A 20,745-nucleotide genomic window follows, 5' to 3' on the forward strand; every position below is an offset into this window, starting at 1 on the left:
AATCGCTGATATATTTAGGTGGATACTGAATGGGGTATACGAGTGCGGAGGTCCCACTATAAAAAAAGCGCCCTATTATAGGGCGCTTTTTTATGTATCCAGCTCCAGCGGCTAGCTCTTCGTGTCTAAGAACCTTCCGCATAAGAAGGCAAAAAGCGCCTTTTATGCGAAAGAACCTTAGCCAGTCAGAGCTGAACGAGCCGCTTTCGCATTTAGTATATCTAGCTCCAGCGGCTAGAATCTCCGGTTGTTTCGCTTTTACATTCGAGGCAAAAAGCGCCTCGGATGTAAAAGCTCCAACACCCTGCGATTCTGAACGAGCCGCTTCCGCTTTTAAGTATTAACGATTTGTAAAGATCTTATCGATTAAACCGTATTCTAAAGCTTTTTCTGCTGTCATGAAGTTGTCGCGGTCTGTGTCGCGTTGTAGTACTTCAAGTGGTTGACCAGTGCGGTCAGCAAGAATTTGATTTAGTTTTTCACGTAAGAATAGGATACGTTTTGCAGCGATTTCGATTTCAGTCGCTTGACCTTGTGCTCCACCAAGTGGTTGGTGAATCATTACTTCACTGTTTGGAAGTGCATAACGTTTTCCTTTTTCACCTGCTGCAAGTAAGAAGGCACCCATAGATGCTGCCATACCGATACAGATTGTTGATACTTGTGGTTTAATAAACTGCATTGTATCATAGATTGCCATACCCGCTGTGATAGAACCACCAGGGCTGTTGATGTAGATGTGAATATCTTTTTCTGGATCTTGAGATTCCAAGAATAAAAGCTGGGAAACGATTGAGTTAGCTACGTTGTCATCAATTGCACTACCAAGCATAATGATGCGGTCTTTTAATAGTCGAGAGTAAATATCGTAAGCGCGTTCTCCACGATTTGTTTGTTCAATTACTGTAGGAATTAAATTCATCTGTTATTTCCTCCTTCTAAAGCTTTCTTAGTCTTATAATACAATTATGGTCAATAAAGGTCAAACGAAACCACTTTAAATCAAAAAAATATGTAGTTGTACCATGAAATATTCGCTATGTTTTCGAAATTCCCTGCTTATGTATCTTCAACATCATAACCGAATTACATAAATTTAAACGTTATGAAAACTGGAGAAAAAAAGAAAAGAACGCCTTTTAACTGAAGCGTTCTTTCGATAATTAGTCTTTTAAAAGATAGGTTACTTTATTTAAAATCTTTTCGATTTGTTTCGCGTTTTTACTATACATTTCGCTTGCTGATTTCGACTTTGTTTCTAAGGAAAATAGTTCAAGATCAGCATGACATTTTTTTAAAGATGCTAATAATAAAGGTTTGTTTTGAGGAGAAGGCATTTGGAGTTTGTCATTGTAAATGTCGATAGTAAGTTGTCCGTATGAATCCACTTGACCGAGAAAGACATTTTCAATAACAACACCGAGTTTTTCTAATTCTGAATGTAGCCAAGCGCGGTTATGTCCGCTTGCTGAAAGAGGTTCATCTAGTACATTTCCATCCATAATAACAGTTTGTGGTTCTTTCTCGTTTGGTACTTTTAAACCGATGTCTTTTGCAGTAAGTGGCTGAGAATCTTTCTTTAATAATACATTTAATTCTCCGCTCGGTTCTAAGACAGCAAATTCGACTTCAGCTATACTAAATGCACCATTTCCTCTAAGAAGTTCGAGTAACTCATCACTAGTATATTTTTCTTTCTTTAAATTATCCTCAAGTACTTTGCCATCTTTTATTAACACTGTAGATTTTCCTTCAAAAAAGTCTCTAGCAGTTTTGTTTTTTAAGGAAAGAATGCCAACGAAAAAAGGTACTGAGGCGAAAATAAGTATAGCGAAGACGCCATGGAAAAACTTTTGGTCAAGCCCTGTAGATATTTGAGCGGCGATATCACCGATTGTCATTCCTGCTATGTATTCGAAAAAGGAAAGCTGAGAAATTTGCCTTTTTCCTAAGCACTTTGTGATAGTGAATAAAATGATTAATATGAATACAGAGCGAATAATGACAAGTGTCCATTCCGGCAGGTGAGACATAGTCATTTCCTCCAGTCTACTTAAAACCCTTTATATTGAGGTTCTTCACGTTCCAATACTGAAACTCTATTTTGTAAATCAGCGATGATACTGTCCATTTCTAACATACATTCATGAAATATGCGTTTAGCTTCATCGTCTGTAGAATTTAGCGAAAGGGAACTTAAGCTTGCTTGAGCTCCTCTTACACTAGCAAGGCAAGTTTTAACGCTAGCGATAACAGTCATACAAACACTCCTTATCCTTTCGGTTTGAATAACAATGCTCCAATGAAGCCGAAAATAATAGCTGCGGATACGCCGGCGCTCGTTACTTTAAACATGCCTGTGATAACACCAACGATGCCATGTTTTGCAGCTTCTTCCATTGCGCCATGAACGAGAGCATTACCAAAGCTTGTAATAGGCACAGTTGCACCAGCTCCAGCGAAATCAATTAATGGTTCATACAAATTGAATCCATCTAATATAGCTCCGGCAACAACGAGTGTTGCCATTGTATGAGCTGGTGTAAGTTTTACAACATCAAACATAAGTTGTCCGATTACACATATGAGTCCGCCAATGACGAAAGCCCAGAAAAAAATCATTGCGTTGCACCTCCAAATTCAATCGAAACGGCGTGAGCGATACACGGAATCGTTTCTTCTTGTTGGAATGTAAGTGGAGATAGTAAAGCGCCTGTCGCAACGACAAGTATTTTTTTGAACTCTCCTCTTTTCATTCGGTTTAATAAATGACCATAAACGACTGTTGCGGAACATCCTGGTCCACTAGCACCAGCTATGACAGGCTGTCCTTCTCTATAAATGAGTAGCCCGCAATCTTGAAACTGTTCGCTCGTTACTTTTGTTCCGTGTTTATGTAGTAAGTCATAAGCAATTTCACGGCCTACATGTCCGAGATCGCCTGTTACAATTAAATCGTAGTAAGAGGCATCAATTTGACGTTCACGTAAATGAGCTTCAATTGTATCGACGGCAGCTGGAGCCATTGCACCTCCCATATTAAACGGATCTGTTAATCCCATATCAACCACTCGTCCGATTGTTGCAGATGTTACCCTAGGGCCGTGACCAGTATCGCTTAAAATAGCGGCCCCAGCACCGGTTACTGTCCACTGTGCGGTAGGTGGCTTTTGTCCACCATATTCGGTAGGATAGCGGAACTGTTTTTCTACAGCGGTGTTATGGCTTGATGCCCCGGTTAATAAATATTTTGCGCCTTTTGCATTTACGATACTTGCTCCAAGTGCTAAACCTTCCATAGAAGTAGAACAAGCCCCGAATAGCCCGAGATAAGGAGTGCCCAGTGTACGGCAAGCAAAGCTTGTAGGGGTAATTTGATTAATTAAATCTCCTGCAAGTACGAATTGAATATCATCTTTACGAAGTTTTGCTTTTTCAGTTGCGCGACTACAAGCTTCTTCGAATAAAATTTTATGTGCTTTTTCATAGGAATCTTGTCCGAGCCATAAATCTTCATGGAGGGTATCGAAGTCTTCTGGGATTTTCCCTTTTGCTTCAAATGGCCCCCCAACGACTCCTGTCGAAATAATAACTGGTTTGTTTTCAAATACCCACGTTCGGTGCCCTTGTAACATTTATAGCCCTCCCCATTGAACGAGAATCGTTTTAATAAGTGCGATGACGAAAGCAGAAAATACACCAAATAAAATAACAGAACCAGCTAATTTGAACATGTTACCACCAACGCCGAGTACAAATCCTTCCGTTCGGTGTTCGATACATGCGGCAATAACAGAGTTACCAAATCCAGTAACAGGTACAGCTGTACCAGCACCGGCAAACTGCCCAAAACGATCGTATATACCAAATCCAGTTAGTAACATAGAAATAAAAATAAGAGTTGCGACGGTTGGATTTCCTGCCGAACGTTCAGTGAAATCGAAATAAGTAATATAAAAAGTAGAGATTAGTTGTCCTATGAAGCAAATAAAACCACCGACGAAAAAGGCTTTTATACAATTTTTTAAGACAGGTCGTTTCGGTTCGCGTTCTTGTTCGAATTTTTTATACTCCTGTTGTACAGGGGTTAAGTTTTTATCTTTACTAGACATTGCAATCCTTCCTTTTCTTTTAAAAAGCGTTAAGTGTTAGACTCCATTTTTTTGCCGATGAATTTTAATTGCTTATTAATTTCATCTTTAGATACTTCTTTTTTCTTAATTTTGTTTTCAAGTTTTTCGAGTAACATAAAGATTTTTTTATCTGTACTTACACGAACATCGAAAGTGGGGTATTCATCACTTAATTGCTTTTGAAGTTTGCTGCGCAGCGGTTTTAATCCAAACCTTTCGTGATGCTCAGGTGTAACTGCTATGTAGAGATCTAAATTTGAATTCACTGCTGTGCTTTTTATAATTTCATCCATAGCGAGAGCTCTTTTCTTCGCTCCTTGTGATATAGATTGATTAAAGGATTCCGTACTCGTCTTTGTTAACTTTGGACCTTTTTCTTTCTCCGTTCGTTTTGCTTCTTCTTTCACTTTTTTATCTAAAGGACTATTATTACATCCGGTAAAAGAGCTAAATAGAAGTGCAAATAATGCGGTTATGAGGCCGAGTTTTCGCATAATTATCATTCCATTTCTATTGCAATATGTAATGTGATAGAAAAAGGATGACTGCATATCATCCTTTTTCTATTTCACAGCAAGACGGATGCGTTATTGCTGTGAGTATTGTGGTTCTTCTTGTTGGACTTCTTCAACGCGTGGGTTTAAAGAATCGATAATCGTTTGTGTTTGCTGCGCAGCTGTTTGGAAAAGTTGCTTAGCTTGTTGGTTATCCGTATCAAGAGCGAATCCCTCTAAGCTAGCTTGTGCACTTTTTAATCCAGAAACAGTTTGCTTTAATTTTGTAATTACAGTCATTGAATGAAGCCCCCTTTGGAATATCAATTCATAGGTTATAATTTGTGAGTTGGGGTGAATTTATGATTGGAAAATTTAGGGGTGGAATAGATTTTATATGATTTTAGCTAAGATGCATAAGGTATTACGGGGATATTTTTATTGATTTAGATGGATTTTATTGCTATTATTATGAGAAGAAAATGAAGTGTTTTCTATAATCATGCGCCCATAGCTCAGTCGGATAGAGCGGTGGTTTCCGGTACCACGTCTGCCGGGGGTTCGAATCCCTCTGGGCGCGTCAAAAAGTCCTAACTTACGTTTTGTAGGTTAGGACTTTTTTTATTTCCCTCTTGTTATATCTAGTAATAAGATTTACTATTAGTACTTGATAATAATTTTTTACCTTAATATTTTCTTTCAATATTATTCAAATTTCGGTTGTAAGTTGAAAATCTCATTAATACATATAAATTAATAATATTTTGGAATGGGTGTCTGCGTGAGGATTCTCCTTTTACCAAACTTATTGTACAATAGAAACAAGGGGGAGATTAGTTTGAAGGCAAGTCTTTTACAAGAACAAAGCTTACGTTTGGCAATGACACAAGAGTTAAGGCAAGCGATTACAATGCTCCAGTATAATGTACAAGAATTATCGGAGTTTTTGTATGAGCAATCGTTAGAGAATCCCCTTATTGAGTTAGGTGGTTTTGAGAGGGAGAAGAAAAAGAGCTCTAACAACAGTAAAAGTACCAGCAAACAAGTCGAGAATCAGATGGAAATCTACAGTGTGGATTCTACAACGATTCAGCAACATTTATTAAATCAAATACAGTATTATAAAATAGATGAAGAAGAGCGGAAAGTGGCTTCTTTCATTATTATGAACATGGATGGAAACGGGTATTTACAAGAAACGAATGAAGAGTTAGCAGAGCTCCTTTCTGCGCATATTCATGTAGTTGACCGCTCTGTAGAGCTTGTCCAATCACTGGAGCCAGCAGGGGTAGGGGCGCGTAATATTCAGGAATGTTTAACCTTACAATTGAAGCGCTTACAAAGACGTAATGGATTAGCAGAAGAGGTTGTAGAAGATCATTTCGCTTATTTTGTGAAGAAAGATTGGCGAAAGCTCGTTCAAGTGTTGAAGTGTAGCAATGAAGAATTGCAGAGTGCGGTAAATTGTATAACGTCATTACAACCAAAACCCGGTCTTGCATTTTCTTCAGATAAGCCACTTTATATTGTGCCTGATATGGCAGTAAAAAAAGAAGATGATCGCCTCGTTTTACAAATGAATGAGAGAAATATGCCGAGAATTGAAATTCATTCTGAATATAGTGCGCTTCTTAATAATAGTGAAAGTGAAGTAGCATCTTACGTATCAGAAAAGTATCAGCATGTGCAGTGGATTATGCGCAGTTTGAAGCAGAGAAAACAGACATTGCTGCAAGTAATGACTATTATTATGGAAAAACAACGTGATTTCTTCTGGAAAGGTCCAGAGTATTTAAGACCGCTCGCTTTAAAAGAGGTAGCAGAAGAGTTAAGTGTGCATGAATCGACAATTAGTCGTGCGACGCGAAATAAATATGTGCAAACACCACACGGTTTATTTGAGATGAAATCGTTCTTTAGCAATGCCGTTTCGACGACTGAAGATGAAGCAGTTTCTACAAAACGTGTAAAACAATTTATTCAAACGCTTATTGGGGCAGAGGATAAGAAAAAGCCACTTTCAGATCAAAAGATTTCAAAATTATTAGAAGAAGAGCATGAAATTGTTATTTCTCGAAGAACAGTGGCGAAGTATAGAGAGCAAATGCATATCCCAGCTTCGTCATTAAGAAAAACGATTGGATAGGTGAAGAAGATGAAAGTTGTACTGTATACCAAAAAAGATTGTGGCCTTTGCGTGAAGGCGAAACAAGTTTTACAGGAAGTACAATGTGAATATTCTTTTCAAATCGAGGAAATAGATATATATGAAGATAATGACCTTTTAGAAAAATATCATTTAATGATTCCGGTTGTAGAAATGGAGGGAAAACAAGTAGAATATGGTAACATTCACAAAGGTGTCATAATAAACTATATAAAGAATGCAGTTAAGAGTTGAATAAGTTTCTATCTCCTGTTACAATAATACACGTAGCAGGGATTATTTTTTTAACCTATGTGGGACACAAAATGTCACTACGGGACGTAAAGTGACCACGAGGGGAAATGAACCGATGTAGTGAGGAGAAAAGATATGCGCTCATGGATTCAGAACACAAAAAAATTATTACCTGATCTGCTACCTGTTATGCAAACGAGAATGCAAATTCTTCAATACATTAGGCTCATGCAGCCGATTGGAAGAAGAAACTTATCAGCAAGTCTCGGTATGACAGAACGAGTATTGCGAAGTGAAGTACAAGTTTTGAAAGAACAAAACTTAGTTCACGTCGCTTCTTCTGGAATGACTTTGACAGAAGAAGGAACAGCTTTAGTTCTTGCTTTGGAAGACTTTATGAAAGAAATTTCCGGGTTAAAGGTTTTAGAAAAGCAACTTAAGGAAACATTAGACTTGGATGAAGTTTTCGTTGTCCCTGGCGATAGTGATGAATCACCTTGGGTCAAACTGGAGATGGGCCGTGCTTGTGTGACTTGTATAAAAGACCGTCTGACAGCGAATAATATCGTTGCTGTGGCTGGAGGAACTACGCTAGCTGCTGCTGCGGACATGATGCAACTTGATTGCAAAGATTTACATATGCTATTTGTCCCAGCACGTGGTGGAATTGGAGAAGGCGTCGAGTTAGAAGCCAATACCATTTGTGCCAAGATGGCGCAAAATACGATGAGTAATTATCGCTTATTGTATGTTCCAGACCATGTTAGCAGCGAAGCATATGCGTCTATTGTGACAGAGCCTTCCGTGAAAGAAGTTCTTGAGTTGATTCGATCTTCCAATATCGTCATTCATGGAATAGGTGATGCGTTAACAATGGCACGTCGCAGAAGTACTTCAGAAGCAGATTGGTTAAAGATTCAGGCAAGCGAAGCAGTTGGCGAAGCTTTCGGTTACTACTTTAATGAAGAAGGAAATGTTGTTCATAAAGTAAGAACAGTTGGTATGCAACTAGAGGACTTACAAAATGTATCTCACGTTGTTGCAGTCGCTGGAGGTTCTTCAAAGGCAAAAGCAATACAGGCTGTAATTAAACAAGGGCACACTTCAATTCTAATTACAGATGAAGGTGCAGCAAAACAGTTAACAAAGGGTTTTACCCTTTAATATAATCCCCCAAGGAGGAAATTCAAATGACTAAAATTGGTATTAATGGATTTGGACGTATCGGACGTAACGTATTCCGCGCAGCTCTTAACAACTCTGAGGTAGAAGTAGTAGCAATCAACGATTTAACAGATGCTAAAACATTAGCTCACCTTTTAAAATATGACACAGTTCACGGAACTTTAAATGCAGAAGTATCTGCTAACGAAAACAGCATCGTTGTTAACGGTAAAGAAATTAAAGTTATCGCTGAGCGTGACCCAGCTCAATTACCATGGAGCGACTACGGAGTAGAAGTAGTAGTAGAATCTACTGGCCGTTTCACTAAAAAATCAGACGCTGAGAAACACTTAGGTGGATCAGTTAAGAAAGTTATCATCTCAGCTCCAGCTTCTGACGAAGATATCACTGTAGTTATGGGTGTTAACCACGAACAATACGATGCAGCTAACCACAACGTAGTATCTAACGCTTCTTGTACTACAAACTGTCTAGCTCCATTCGCTAAAGTATTAAACGAAAAATTCGGCGTAAAACGCGGAATGATGACAACAATTCACTCTTACACTAACGACCAACAAATCTTAGACTTACCACACAAAGATTTACGTCGTGCTCGTGCAGCAGCTGAAAACATGATCCCAACATCTACTGGTGCAGCTAAAGCTGTAGCATTAGTATTACCAGAACTTAAAGGTAAATTAAACGGTGGCGCTGTACGTGTTCCAACTGCTAACGTTTCTCTAGTTGACCTAGTTGTTGAACTTGACAAAGAAGTAACAGTTGAAGAAGTAAATGCAGCATTCAAAGCAGCAGCTGAAGGCGAATTAAAAGGTATCCTTGGATACAGCGAAGAGCCATTAGTATCTATCGACTATAACGGATGTACAGCTTCTTCTACAATCGATGCATTATCTACAATGGTAATGGAAGGTAACATGGTTAAAGTACTTTCTTGGTACGATAACGAAACTGGTTACTCTAACCGCGTAGTAGACCTAGCAGCTTACATGACTTCAAAAGGTCTTTAATTCTTAATTATATAAGTTATCAATGACAAAACGAGGGAGAGGGTTTGTTCCCTCTCTCTCTTCTTTCGTTTTAAAAGCAAATGTGTTAAGCTTTTGAGTGGGTTTTGTCAATCCTAACTAGTAGTCGGAGGGAAATCCAATGAACAAAAAATCAATTCGTGACGTAGATTTAAAAGGTAAGCGTGTATTTTGCCGCGTTGATTTCAACGTACCTATGAAAGAAGGCAAAATTACAGATGAAACTCGTATCCGTGCAGCTCTTCCTACAATTCAATATTTAGTAGAGCAAGGTGCGAAAGTTATTTTAGCAAGTCACTTAGGCCGTCCAAAAGGTCAAGTAGTAGAAGAAATGCGTTTAACTCCAGTAGCAGCACGTTTAGGCGAGCTTCTTGGTAAAGACGTTAAAAAAGCGGATGAAGCATTCGGACCAGTTGCACAAGAAATGGTTGCAGCAATGAACGAAGGCGACGTATTAGTTCTTGAAAACGTACGTTTCTATGCGGGCGAAGAAAAGAACGATGCAGAACTTGCGAAAGAATTTGCAGCACTTGCTGACATCTTCGTAAACGATGCATTCGGTGCAGCTCACCGTGCTCACGCTTCTACAGCAGGTATCGCAGACTACCTACCAGCAGTATCTGGTCTATTAATGGAAAAAGAGTTAGATGTACTTGGTAAAGCACTTTCTAACCCAGAACGTCCATTTACAGCTATCATCGGTGGTGCGAAAGTAAAAGACAAAATCGGTGTAATTCGTCATCTATTAGACAAAGTAGATAACTTAATCATCGGTGGAGGACTTGCTTACACATTCGTTAAAGCTTTAGGTCATGAAATTGGTCTATCTCTATGTGAAGACGACAAGATTGAACTAGCTAAAGAATTTATGCAACTTGCAAAAGAAAAAGGCGTAAACTTCTACATGCCAGTTGATGTTGTAATCACTGAGGAATTCTCTGAAACTGCAACAACTAAAATCGTTGGTATCGACTCTATCCCTTCTAACTGGGAAGGCGTGGACATCGGTCCTAAAACACGTGAAATTTATGCAGATGTAATTAAAAATTCTAAGCTTGTTGTATGGAATGGACCAATGGGTGTATTCGAAATGACTCCATTCGCAGAAGGTACAAAAGCAGTAGGACAAGCATTAGCAGATGCAGAAGATACATACTCTGTTATCGGCGGTGGTGACTCTGCAGCAGCTGTTGAAAAATTCGGTATGGCTGATAAAATGAGCCACATTTCTACTGGCGGCGGTGCGTCATTAGAATTCATGGAAGGTAAAGAGCTTCCAGGTGTAGTTTGTCTTAACGACAAATAAGTAGCAGCCAAAGAAAAAGGACGGTGCAAAGCATGCGTAAACCAATTATCGCAGGTAACTGGAAAATGAATAAAACTCTATCAGAAGCAGTTAGCTTCGTAGAGGAAGTTAAAGGTCAAATCCCAGCAGCTTCAGCTGTTGATGCAGTAGTTTGCTCTCCAGCTCTATTCTTAGAGCGCCTTGTAGCAGCAACTGAAGGAACTGACTTACAAGTAGGTGCACAAAACATGCACTTCGAAAAAAATGGTGCATTCACTGGCGAAATTAGCCCAGTAGCACTTAGCGACTTAAAAGTTGGCTATGTAGTACTTGGCCACTCTGAGCGTCGTGAAATGTTTGCTGAAACAGATGAGTCAGTAAACAAAAAGACTATCGCAGCATTTGAACATGGTTTAACACCAATCGTATGTTGTGGTGAGACTTTAGAAGAGCGCGAAAGCGGAAAAACATTTGATCTAGTAGCAGGTCAAGTGACAAAAGCACTTGCAGGTTTAACAGAAGAGCAAGTTAAAGCAACTGTTATCGCTTATGAGCCAATCTGGGCTATCGGTACAGGTAAATCTTCTTCTTCTGCAGATGCAAACGAAGTATGTGCGCACATCCGTAAAGTTGTTGCAGAAGCTGTTTCTCCAGAAGCTGCAGAAGCTGTTCGTATCCAATACGGCGGTAGCGTAAAACCAGAAAACATTAAAGAGTATATGGCACAATCTGACATCGACGGCGCTTTAGTTGGCGGTGCTAGCTTAGAGCCTGCTTCGTTCTTAGGTCTTCTGGGGGCGGTAAAATGAGAAAGCCAACAGCTTTAATCATTCTTGACGGTTTCGGACTTCGTGAAGAAACTTACGGGAATGCTGTAGCACAAGCTAAGAAACCTAATTTTGATGTTTACTGGAATAAATTCCCTCACACAACGCTTACAGCTTGTGGCGAGGCAGTAGGTCTTCCAGAAGGTCAAATGGGTAACTCTGAGGTTGGTCACTTAAATATTGGTGCTGGCCGCATTGTATATCAAAGCTTAACACGCGTTAACGTTGCAATTCGTGAAGGTGAGTTCGATAAGAACGAAACGTTCCAAAGTGCAATTAAAAGCGTAAAAGAAAAAGGTACTGCACTTCATTTATTCGGTTTACTTTCTGACGGTGGTGTGCACAGTCACATGAATCACATGTTTGCTCTTCTTCGCTTAGCAGCTAAAGAAGGCGTTGAGAAAGTATACATTCATGCATTCTTAGATGGCCGCGATGTTGGACCAAAAACAGCACAAAGCTATATCGATGCAACAAATGAAGTAATTAAAGAAACAGGAGTAGGACAATTCGCGACTATCTCTGGTCGTTATTACTCCATGGACCGTGACAAGCGTTGGGATCGCGTAGAAAAATGTTACCGTGCTATGGTGAATGGTGAAGGCCCTACTTATAAATCAGCAGAAGAGTGTGTAGAAGACTCTTATGCGAACGGTATCTATGATGAATTCGTATTGCCGTCTGTAATTGTTAACGAAGATAACACGCCAGTTGCAACAATCAATGATGATGATGCAGTTATCTTCTATAACTTCCGTCCAGACCGTGCAATTCAAATTGCTCGTGTATTTACAAACGAAGACTTCCGTGAGTTCGATCGTGGTGAAAAAGTACCTCACATTCCAGAATTCGTATGTATGACACACTTCAGTGAAACTGTAGATGGTTACGTGGCATTCAAGCCAATGAACCTTGATAACACTTTAGGTGAAGTTGTTGCGCAAGCGGGATTAAAGCAACTTCGCATCGCGGAAACTGAAAAGTATCCGCACGTTACATTCTTCTTTAGCGGTGGTCGTGAGGCTGAATTCCCAGGAGAAGAGCGTATCTTAATTAACTCACCGAAGGTTGCAACATATGACTTGAAACCTGAAATGAGCATTTACGAAGTAACGGACGCTTTAGTAAATGAAATCGAAAATGATAAACATGATGTTATCATTCTTAACTTTGCGAACTGTGATATGGTTGGCCATTCTGGGATGATGGAACCAACAATTAAAGCAGTAGAAGCAACTGACGAATGTTTAGGAAAAGTTGTAGAAGCGATTCTTGCAAAAGATGGTGTAGCACTTATTACTGCTGACCATGGTAATGCGGATGAAGAATTAACTTCTGAAGGAGAGCCAATGACAGCTCATACAACTAACCCGGTTCCTTTCATCGTTACTAAGAACGACGTAGAATTACGTGAAGATGGTATCTTAGGTGATATCGCTCCAACAATGCTTACACTTCTTGGTGTTGAGCAACCGAAAGAAATGACAGGTAAAACAATTATTAAATAATTTGCTTATATAAAAAGGAGAGAATTTATTATGTCAACAATTATTGATGTTTATGCTCGCGAAGTCCTTGACTCTCGTGGTAACCCAACTGTAGAAGTAGAAGTTTACACAGAAAGCGGCGCTTTCGGACGCGCTATCGTACCAAGTGGTGCATCTACTGGTGAGCACGAAGCTGTAGAATTACGTGACGGTGACAAATCTCGTTACCTTGGTAAAGGTGTTGTTAACGCAGTAAACAACGTTAACGAAATTATCGCTCCAGAAATCGCTGGTTTCGATGTAACTGACCAAGCTGGTATCGACCGCGCTATGATCGAATTAGATGGCACTCCAAACAAAGGTAAACTAGGCGCTAACGCTATTCTTGGTGTATCTATGGCAGTAGCTCACGCAGCAGCTGACTTCGTAGGTCTTCCATTATACCGTTACCTTGGTGGATTCAATGCAAAACAATTACCAACTCCAATGATGAACATCATCAACGGTGGTTCTCACGCTGATAACAACGTTGACTTCCAAGAGTTCATGATCTTACCAGTTGGTGCTCCAACATTCAAAGAATCAATCCGTATGGGTGCTGAAGTATTCCATGCACTTAAAGCTGTATTACATGACAAAGGTCTTAACACTGCAGTAGGTGACGAAGGTGGATTCGCTCCAAACCTTGGTTCTAACCGTGAAGCTTTAGAAGTAATCATCGAAGCTATCAAAAAAGCTGGTTACAAAGCTGGCGAGAACGTATTCTTAGGAATGGACGTTGCTTCTTCTGAGTTCTACAACAAAGAAACTGGTAAATATGACCTTGCAGGCGAAGGCCGTACTGGCTTAACTTCTGCAGAAATGGTTGATTTCTATGAAGAGCTTTGCAAAGACTTCCCAATCATCTCTATCGAAGATGGTTTAGACGAAAACGACTGGGATGGTCACAAATTATTAACTGAGCGTATCGGTGATAAAGTACAATTAGTTGGTGACGACTTATTCGTAACTAACACTCAAAAACTTGCTGAAGGTATCGAAAAAGGTATCTCTAACTCAATCTTAATTAAAGTTAACCAAATTGGTACTTTAACTGAGACTTTCGAAGCTATCGAAATGGCTAAACGTGCTGGTTACACAGCAGTTGTATCTCACCGTTCTGGTGAAACTGAAGATGCTACAATCGCTGACATCGCAGTTGCAACTAACGCTGGCCAAATCAAAACTGGTTCTATGAGCCGTACTGACCGTATTGCTAAGTACAACCAATTATTACGCATCGAAGACGAACTAGGCGAAATCGCTGTTTACGATGGTATCAAATCTTTCTATAACATCAAACGATAATTGTAGAAAATAAACGACAGGCCGTGAGAAATCACGGTCTGTTTTTTTATGCTAAAATTGTTCACCCGTCATAAGTGACATGAAATGTTTGAAGAAGCGGTTATAGTCAAAATCAATTGCAATTTGATGAACCGGCCAATCAATAAATGGCTTCTGGTTCACTAGAGAGCGAAATTCCCCTATGCTTGCTCCTTGTGCAGAGGATTCTGTCATGACAACAATAGGTGATTTATGATACGTGAACATAGAGTTATCAAATAAAGCGAGTATTGGCATTGTGTCATGGAAGGGGCTCCCCTTTAAATGTGGTAGGGCGTCTTTATAATATCCGTAGTAATAATGATCAAATAACGGTTTGACAAGTGGAGCTTTTCCTTTTACCTCAATGTATTCTGCCATTTCTGGTGTAATGATGGAGTATTGAGTGACGTTTAATGGGTATATGTACATGTTAACTGCGGATTGAAGGACTATATTAGCGGCAGTAGGATCGCCATAAAAGTTTGCTTCAGAAATAGGGGTAACATTACCAGGATGTAAAAAGGTACCGCCCATTACGTAGTAAGATTTAATTTGTTTCATTAACTGTTTGCACATGATAAACAAAATTGCTAGGGAGGTAAGTCTTCCTAAACTCACAATGATTAATTCATCTTTATACTGTTCAATAAGAGGAATGACTTCAAAAAAATTCTCCATTTCTCCGTTAGTCACATTCACCTTTGGAATAATTGGACCGAGCCCCTGTTTCCCATGTACATCCGTAAAAAACGCAGGTGGGGCACCAGTAAGGGGACGTTCTGAACCACCGAATATCTTGATATTTCTATTCTTTGTTTCGTTATTAAAAAAATGAGCATTTTCTACGGCCGTTTTTTTTGGAACATTGCCGTAATCAGCAACGATACCGACGATTTCTATTTCATCGATAAACAATGCTAAGAGGAGAGCCATCGTATCATCAATCCCAGGATCACAAAAAATGAGAACTTTTTTGGGCATATGTTCACCACCTATCTTGTTTATCCCGTACAAATCCGCTTGGTGAGGGCTAATAATTAATGGGGATGAGGAAAACCTCAATGATTAAAGTTTCACTTTATATATATGTAAGTTTAAGGATAAAAAGATTATTTTATTGAAATAATAGTCTTTTAAATTCAGAAAATAAAAACTTTTTATATTAGGTCAATGTTTTTGACATAATTTTTGTTTAGAAATGCAGTCATATCAAGGTTGTAAGCGTATAACATAGGCTGTTTTTGCTGTCAAGTTGATAAATTGCAGCTTTTTACAATTTATACTATGATAAAGATATTAACAGAAGATCGTATAAACATGAGGGATGATGAACATGAAATTTACAAAGATTCTTGTCCAAATTGCTGCTCTTTACGTGTTTTATATGGTTGGAACTTGGGTGCAAGAAATGTTAAATATTCCGATTCCAGGAAGTTTGATTGGAATGTTCCTCTTACTTGTTTTACTTAGCCTAAAAGTTCTTCCAGTGAAATGGTTCGATTTAGGAGCAGAAACACTCGTTGCTATTATGCCGTTTTTATTAATTCCGCCAACGCTTGGCCTAATGAATTACGGTGCTTTTTTTATGAGTAAAGGAATTTCTCTTTTCATTACAGTTGTAGCGAGTACATTTTTAATTATTATTGTCGCAGGACATACAGGACAATATCTTGCGAATAGGAAGGAAAGAGAGTCGCGATGAGCCAAATATTAATCGGAATCGGTTGGGTTCTTTTTACGGTGCTATTATATCAATTATCTAAAAAAATCTACAAATTATTTCCAACACCATTCACCATCCCAATGCTTGTAGCAACAGGATTAATGGCTTTCCTATTTATCGTGCTTGATATACCATATCAACATTATATGGAAAGTGGTGGTGGCTGGATTGCAAAGTTACTTGGACCCGGTGTTGTAGCATTTGCAATTCCTCTTTATAAACAACGTCATGTTCTGCAAAAATATGTTGTACCGATTGCTGGTGGCGTATTAGTAGGTACAACAGTTGCAATCGCTAGTGATTTTGCCATTGCTTCACTTATGGGAACAGATAAAAGCTTAATCTTATCCTCTTTACCAAAATCGGTGACAATGCCAGTTGCGATGAGCGTTTCTGAACAAGTTGGTGGTGTACCTTCCTTAACAGCAGCTTTCGTTGTTATCGCGGGTATTACTGGAACCATTACAGGACCTCTTTTATTAAAATGGAGCCGTGTTACAAACTCAGTTGGTAAAGGTATCGGATTTGGATGTGCGTCTCATATTATGGGTGTTATGAGAGCGATGAAAAATAACGAACATGAAGGTGTTATTGGATCGGTAACAATGACATTAACAGCAATTTTGACATGTTTACTTGGACCGTTATTTGCAATGATGTTTATGTAATAGAAGAAAAGCGAGAGCGACTCTATAGCTCTCGCTTTTCTATAGGATTTATGCTACAGTTACAATAACTGAATCTTTGTAGGAGGTACGCCAAGTGCATACGTTATTATCAGTTTTACTTATTATTGTATCGATTTTAATGATTGTTATGGTACTTATGCAATCTAGTAATAGCTCAGGCCTTTCAGGTGCAATTTCAGGCGGTGCAGAGCAATTATTTGGTAAGCAAAAAGCACGTGGAATTGAAGCGGTATTAAACCGTATTACAATTGTTTTAGCTGTATTGTTCTTTGTATTAACAATTGCTGTTACGTACTTAAACTTATAGAATTGAAAGAAGAAGCGTTAGTAAGATGTACTAATGGTTCTTCTTTTTTTGTTTTACCATTTGAAAGATGTTTCTAATTAGATTATAGAAATATAAATATGGTACACTAGATATAGAAAGAATACGACTAGATTACAGAAGAGAAAGAGGAGAAGTACATGATGAAATTAGCATCTCCGAAACCATTTACATTTGAGGGTGGAGACCGCGCTGTTTTATTACTACATGGATTCACAGGGAACTCAGCTGATGTACGTATGTTAGGGCGTTTCTTAGAAAAGAAAGGCTATACTTGTCATGCGCCAATTTATAAAGGGCACGGTGTACCACCAGAAGAGCTTGTTCATACAGGGCCTGAAGATTGGTGGCAAGATGTAACGGAGGCATATCAGCTTTTAAAAGATAAAGGTTTTGAGAAAATTGCTGTTGTTGGATTGTCACTTGGCGGCGTATTTTCTTTAAAATTAGGTTATACAGTACCTGTTTTAGGTGTGGTACCAATGTGTGCACCGATGTATATTAAGAGCGAAGAAACTATGTACCAAGGTATATTGGCATATGCCCGCGAATATAAAAAACGTGAGCAAAAATCACTAGAACAAATCGAACAAGAAATGTTGGAATTCCAAAAGACACCAATGAATACATTAAAAGCATTACAACAATTAATTGCTGACGTACGTAACAATGTGGATATGATTTATGCGCCAACATTTGTTGTACAAGCGCGTCATGATGAAATGATTAATACAGATAGTGCTAACATAATTTATAACGGTGTAGAATCTACGTTAAAAGACATTAAATGGTATGAAGACTCTACGCATGTCATTACACTTGATAAACAACGTGACGAGCTACATGAGGATGTATATAACTTCTTGGAGCAACTAGATTGGTAAGATCTAGTTGCCTCTTTTTTTCATAAGGAATTTTTTGTGAAAACTGTAAAAATCATAAGGGGAGTATTGAAGTTTCGCTTTATACATCCTCTATCTTTCGGATACACTAAATAATATAAGGTTTTAAAGGAGGTATTTTTGCTTGGAAGAAATCATACAAGAACATATTGATAAGTTGTTATTATTTATGAGAGAAGAAGCGTATAAACCGTTAACGATACAAGAGTTAGAAGAGGCATTTGGAATTGAAGGTTCTGAGGGCTTTAAAGATTTCGTAAAGGCACTTGTAACGATGGAAGAGAAGGGGCTTGTTGTTCGTACACGTAGCAACCGTTACGGTCTTCCTGAAAAGATGAATTTAGTAAGAGGTAAGTTAATTGGACATGCACGTGGCTTTGCTTTCGTTGTACCAGAAGAGAAGAAAACTGGAGACGATGATCTTTTCATCCCGCCTACAGAATTAAACGGTGCACTTCATGGCGATACAGTATTAGCACGCCTTAGTTCTCAATCAAGCGGTTCACGTCAAGAAGGTTCAATTGTACGCATTTTAGAACGTGGCACGAAAGAGCTAGTTGGTACATATACAGAATCGAAAAACTTTGGCTTTGTTATACCTGACAATAAGCGCTGGACAAGTGATATTTTCGTATTGAAAAGTGCGTCAATGGGAGCTGTAGAAGGTCATAAAGTAGTTGTGAAAATTACGAGCTACCCAGAGAATCGTTTAAGCGCAGAAGGTGAAGTTATTCAAATTCTAGGTCATAAAAATGATCCAGGAGTAGATATTTTATCTGTCATTCATAAACATCATTTACCTTTGGCATTCCCTGAGGAAGTGATGGAGCATGCAAACAGTGTACCAGAAACGATTTCAGAAGAAGATTTAAAGGATCGCCGCGATTTACGTGATCAAATGATCGTAACGATTGATGGTGCAGATGCAAAAGATTTAGATGACGCTGTTACAGTAACGAAGCTTGAGAACGGTAACTACAAGCTTGGCGTTCATATTGCGGATGTAAGTCATTACGTTCAAGAAGGTTCTCCAATTGATGTAGAAGCAGCAGAAAGAGCGACGAGTGTGTATCTTGTTGACCGTGTAATTCCGATGATTCCACATCGTCTATCTAACGGTATTTGTTCATTAAATCCGAAAGTAGACCGTCTGACATTATCTTGTGAAATGGAAATCAACAACTTAGGTGATGTTGTTAAACACGAGATTTTCCAAAGTGTGATTAAAACGACAGAGCGTATGACGTATGCTGATGTAAGAAGCATTTTAGAAGATGAGGACGAAGAGTTAATTAAGCGTTATGAGCCGCTCGTACCGATGTTTAAAGAGATGGGCCAATTGGCACAAATTTTACGTGAAAAACGTATGCGTCGTGGTGCAATTGACTTTGACTTTAAAGAAGCGAAAGTATTAGTGGATGAAGAAGGAAAACCGACAGACGTTGTTATGCGCGATCGTTCTGTATCAGAGAAGTTAATTGAAGAATTTATGCTTGTTGCGAATGAAACAGTAGCAGAGCACTTCCACTGGATGAACGTACCGTTTATGTACCGTGTCCATGAAGATCCGAAAGAAGATAAGCTTGAGCGTTTCTTCGAGTTTGTAACGAACTTCGGATATGCGGTAAAAGGACGTGCGAATGAAGTGCACCCTCGTGCGCTGCAACAAATTCTTGAAATGGTTCAAGGACAGCCAGAAGAAGTAGTTATTTCAACAGTTATGCTTCGTTCTATGAAGCAAGCTCGTTACGATGCGGATAGTTTAGGACATTTCGGTTTATCAACTGAGTTCTACACACATTTCACATCACCAATTCGTCGTTACCCAGATACAATCGTTCATAGATTAATTCGTGAATACATTATTAATGGTAAAGTCGACAACGAAACGCAAGCAAAATGGCGTGAAAAATTACCTGAGATTGCAGAGCACTCTTCTAATATGGAACGCCGTGCTGTTGAAGCAGAGCGTGAAACAGATGAGATGAAAAAAGCAGAGTATATGGTTGATAAGATCGGTGAAGAGTATGACGGAATGATTAGCTCTGTAACAAACTTCGGTTTATTCGTAGAGCTTCCAAATACAATTGAAGGTCTTGTACACGTTAGCTACTTAACGGATGATTACTACCGTTATGACGAGCAACATTTCGCTATGATCGGAGAACGTACAGGAAACGTATTCCGCATCGGTGATGAAATTACAATTCGCGTTATTAACGTAAACAAAGACGAGCGTGCAATCGACTTTGAAATCGTTGGCATGAAAGGCACACCTCGCCGTAAGTTCAAAGATCGTCCAGTCGTTATCGAGCAGCCAAGAACAGGCAGAAAGAAACGCGGTGGACGTAGCGAGCGCAGTAATGAGCGCGGCGGTGAACGTGGCACAGGTAGAAAATTTGACCGTGGTGGTAAAGGAAAAGGAAGAGGATCTGCATCTGCATCTGCATCCGCTTCTGCTAGCCAGCCAGGAAAAAAAGATGGTAACGGTAAGAAGAAAAAAGCATTCTTCGAAAACGTACCAGGATTCAAGAAGAAAAAGAAAAAGCGTAAGTAAGAAAAGAGTGGCTTCGCTTTGATGAAAAGCGGGGCCTTTTCTTTTTTCTTCGTGGCTTAAGAGCGAGCCACTTTCGCTTTTAATGGAATCCAGCTACAGTGGCTAGAATCTGTTGGCCATTTCACTCCCTCGGACGAAGCAAAAAGCGCTTCTCTGTCGGGAGTTCCAATGTCCAAAGATTCTGAGCGAGCCACTTTCGCTTTTTGTTGGAATCCAGCTACAGTGGCTAGAATGTTCGGCGGCTTCGCTTCTTCCCCAGAGGCAAAGAGCGCCTCAAGGTCAGAAGCTCCATCCACCTCACATTCTGAGCGAGCCACTTTCGCTTTTTATTAACATTTGTT

22 protein-coding genes and 1 tRNA gene are annotated in these 20,745 nt (G+C 39.2%); 14 read left to right on the forward strand and 9 right to left on the reverse strand.

What is annotated here, in order from left to right:
- Positions 1-340 precede the first annotated feature (340 nt).
- The 8 genes from clpP to CGQ22_RS10555 all read right to left on the reverse strand — a co-directional run bounded on the left by clpP (position 341) and on the right by CGQ22_RS10555 (position 4,927).
- Complete coding sequence (gene clpP / locus CGQ22_RS10520) at positions 341-922, reverse strand: ATP-dependent Clp endopeptidase proteolytic subunit ClpP (RefSeq protein ID WP_001049162.1); 582 nt, start codon at positions 920-922, stop codon at positions 341-343.
- 241 nt (positions 923-1,163) lie between these two features.
- Complete coding sequence (locus CGQ22_RS10525) at positions 1,164-2,033, reverse strand: DUF421 domain-containing protein (RefSeq protein WP_000018892.1); 870 nt, start codon at positions 2,031-2,033, stop codon at positions 1,164-1,166.
- A 20-nt stretch (positions 2,034-2,053) separates the two neighbouring features.
- Entirely contained in the window at positions 2,054-2,260 is a 207-nt protein-coding gene (locus CGQ22_RS10530; RefSeq protein WP_000215912.1) for a DUF1657 domain-containing protein, read from the reverse strand.
- 11 nt (positions 2,261-2,271) lie between these two features.
- Positions 2,272-2,622 (reverse strand): stage V sporulation protein AE, encoded by a 351-nt coding sequence (gene spoVAE / locus CGQ22_RS10535; RefSeq protein WP_000575924.1) that lies wholly within the window; start codon positions 2,620-2,622, stop codon positions 2,272-2,274.
- Positions 2,619-3,635: a stage V sporulation protein AD gene (gene spoVAD / locus CGQ22_RS10540; protein WP_000938963.1), complete on the reverse strand. Its 1,017-nt coding sequence runs from the start codon at positions 3,633-3,635 to the stop codon at positions 2,619-2,621. The genes spoVAE and spoVAD overlap by 4 nt, the downstream gene beginning before the upstream one ends.
- Positions 3,636-4,112 (reverse strand): stage V sporulation protein AC, encoded by a 477-nt coding sequence (spoVAC, locus tag CGQ22_RS10545; RefSeq protein ID WP_000095399.1) that lies wholly within the window; start codon positions 4,110-4,112, stop codon positions 3,636-3,638.
- Positions 4,113-4,141: 29 nt separating this feature from the next.
- On the reverse strand, positions 4,142-4,627 hold the full coding sequence (locus CGQ22_RS10550; protein WP_001228550.1) for a YhcN/YlaJ family sporulation lipoprotein: 486 nt from the start codon (positions 4,625-4,627) through the stop codon (positions 4,142-4,144).
- Between the two features lie 93 nt (positions 4,628-4,720).
- Complete coding sequence (locus CGQ22_RS10555) at positions 4,721-4,927, reverse strand: DUF1657 domain-containing protein (protein ID WP_000216166.1); 207 nt, start codon at positions 4,925-4,927, stop codon at positions 4,721-4,723.
- A gap of 204 nt (positions 4,928-5,131) precedes the next feature.
- Here CGQ22_RS10555 and CGQ22_RS10560 point away from each other — a divergent pair.
- The 9 genes from CGQ22_RS10560 to eno all read left to right on the forward strand — a co-directional run bounded on the left by CGQ22_RS10560 (position 5,132) and on the right by eno (position 14,187).
- Positions 5,132-5,207: transfer RNA gene (locus CGQ22_RS10560), tRNA-Arg, on the forward strand.
- 258 nt (positions 5,208-5,465) lie between these two features.
- On the forward strand, positions 5,466-6,773 hold the full coding sequence (gene rpoN, locus CGQ22_RS10565) for an RNA polymerase factor sigma-54 (protein ID WP_089148678.1): 1,308 nt from the start codon (positions 5,466-5,468) through the stop codon (positions 6,771-6,773).
- Positions 6,774-6,782: 9 nt separating this feature from the next.
- A complete protein-coding gene (locus tag CGQ22_RS10570) occupies positions 6,783-7,028 on the forward strand; it encodes a glutaredoxin family protein (protein ID WP_089148679.1) in 246 nt (81 codons plus the stop codon).
- A 135-nt stretch (positions 7,029-7,163) separates the two neighbouring features.
- The gene (gene cggR / locus CGQ22_RS10575) at positions 7,164-8,192 is read left to right on the forward strand and encodes a gapA transcriptional regulator CggR (protein WP_001258185.1); all 1,029 of its coding nucleotides are present in this window, start codon (positions 7,164-7,166) and stop codon (positions 8,190-8,192) included.
- A 26-nt stretch (positions 8,193-8,218) separates the two neighbouring features.
- Positions 8,219-9,223 carry a type I glyceraldehyde-3-phosphate dehydrogenase gene (gap, locus tag CGQ22_RS10580; RefSeq protein WP_000161236.1) on the forward strand — a complete coding sequence of 335 codons (1,005 nt, stop codon included), beginning with the start codon at positions 8,219-8,221 and terminating at the stop codon, positions 9,221-9,223.
- Between the two features lie 139 nt (positions 9,224-9,362).
- Positions 9,363-10,547 carry a phosphoglycerate kinase gene (locus tag CGQ22_RS10585; RefSeq protein ID WP_001036350.1) on the forward strand — a complete coding sequence of 395 codons (1,185 nt, stop codon included), beginning with the start codon at positions 9,363-9,365 and terminating at the stop codon, positions 10,545-10,547.
- Between the two features lie 32 nt (positions 10,548-10,579).
- Positions 10,580-11,335 (forward strand): triose-phosphate isomerase, encoded by a 756-nt coding sequence (tpiA, locus tag CGQ22_RS10590; RefSeq protein ID WP_001231038.1) that lies wholly within the window; start codon positions 10,580-10,582, stop codon positions 11,333-11,335.
- Entirely contained in the window at positions 11,332-12,861 is a 1,530-nt protein-coding gene (gpmI, locus tag CGQ22_RS10595) for a 2,3-bisphosphoglycerate-independent phosphoglycerate mutase (RefSeq protein ID WP_089148680.1), read from the forward strand. The genes tpiA and gpmI overlap by 4 nt, the downstream gene beginning before the upstream one ends.
- Positions 12,862-12,891: 30 nt before the next feature.
- Positions 12,892-14,187 (forward strand): phosphopyruvate hydratase, encoded by a 1,296-nt coding sequence (gene eno, locus CGQ22_RS10600; RefSeq protein ID WP_089148681.1) that lies wholly within the window; start codon positions 12,892-12,894, stop codon positions 14,185-14,187.
- Positions 14,188-14,238: 51 nt separating this feature from the next.
- Here the strand turns inward: eno and CGQ22_RS10605 are convergent, their stop codons facing one another.
- Positions 14,239-15,189 carry a nucleoside hydrolase gene (locus CGQ22_RS10605; RefSeq protein ID WP_089148682.1) on the reverse strand — a complete coding sequence of 317 codons (951 nt, stop codon included), beginning with the start codon at positions 15,187-15,189 and terminating at the stop codon, positions 14,239-14,241.
- Positions 15,190-15,541: 352 nt separating this feature from the next.
- Between CGQ22_RS10605 and CGQ22_RS10610 the strand changes: the two genes are divergently transcribed.
- The 5 genes from CGQ22_RS10610 (at position 15,542) to rnr (ending at position 20,404) form a co-directional block, all read left to right on the forward strand.
- Positions 15,542-15,910 (forward strand): CidA/LrgA family holin-like protein, encoded by a 369-nt coding sequence (locus CGQ22_RS10610; RefSeq protein ID WP_000673222.1) that lies wholly within the window; start codon positions 15,542-15,544, stop codon positions 15,908-15,910.
- Positions 15,907-16,599, forward strand: a complete 693-nt coding sequence (locus CGQ22_RS10615) for an LrgB family protein (protein ID WP_000078304.1) — start codon at positions 15,907-15,909, stop codon at positions 16,597-16,599. Before CGQ22_RS10610 ends, CGQ22_RS10615 begins: the two co-directional genes overlap by 4 nt.
- A gap of 94 nt (positions 16,600-16,693) precedes the next feature.
- Complete coding sequence (gene secG / locus CGQ22_RS10620) at positions 16,694-16,927, forward strand: preprotein translocase subunit SecG (protein ID WP_000557263.1); 234 nt, start codon at positions 16,694-16,696, stop codon at positions 16,925-16,927.
- A 161-nt stretch (positions 16,928-17,088) separates the two neighbouring features.
- A complete protein-coding gene (gene estA / locus CGQ22_RS10625) occupies positions 17,089-17,829 on the forward strand; it encodes a carboxylesterase (RefSeq protein ID WP_000761974.1) in 741 nt (246 codons plus the stop codon).
- 142 nt (positions 17,830-17,971) lie between these two features.
- A complete protein-coding gene (rnr, locus tag CGQ22_RS10630; protein ID WP_000391111.1) occupies positions 17,972-20,404 on the forward strand; it encodes a ribonuclease R in 2,433 nt (810 codons plus the stop codon).
- The last annotated feature ends 341 nt before the right edge of the window (positions 20,405-20,745 follow it).

Origin of the sequence: Bacillus sp. M13(2017), from assembly GCF_002218325.1 — a bacterium.
Classification (GTDB): Bacteria; Bacillota; Bacilli; order Bacillales; family Bacillaceae_G; genus Bacillus_A; species Bacillus_A thuringiensis_K.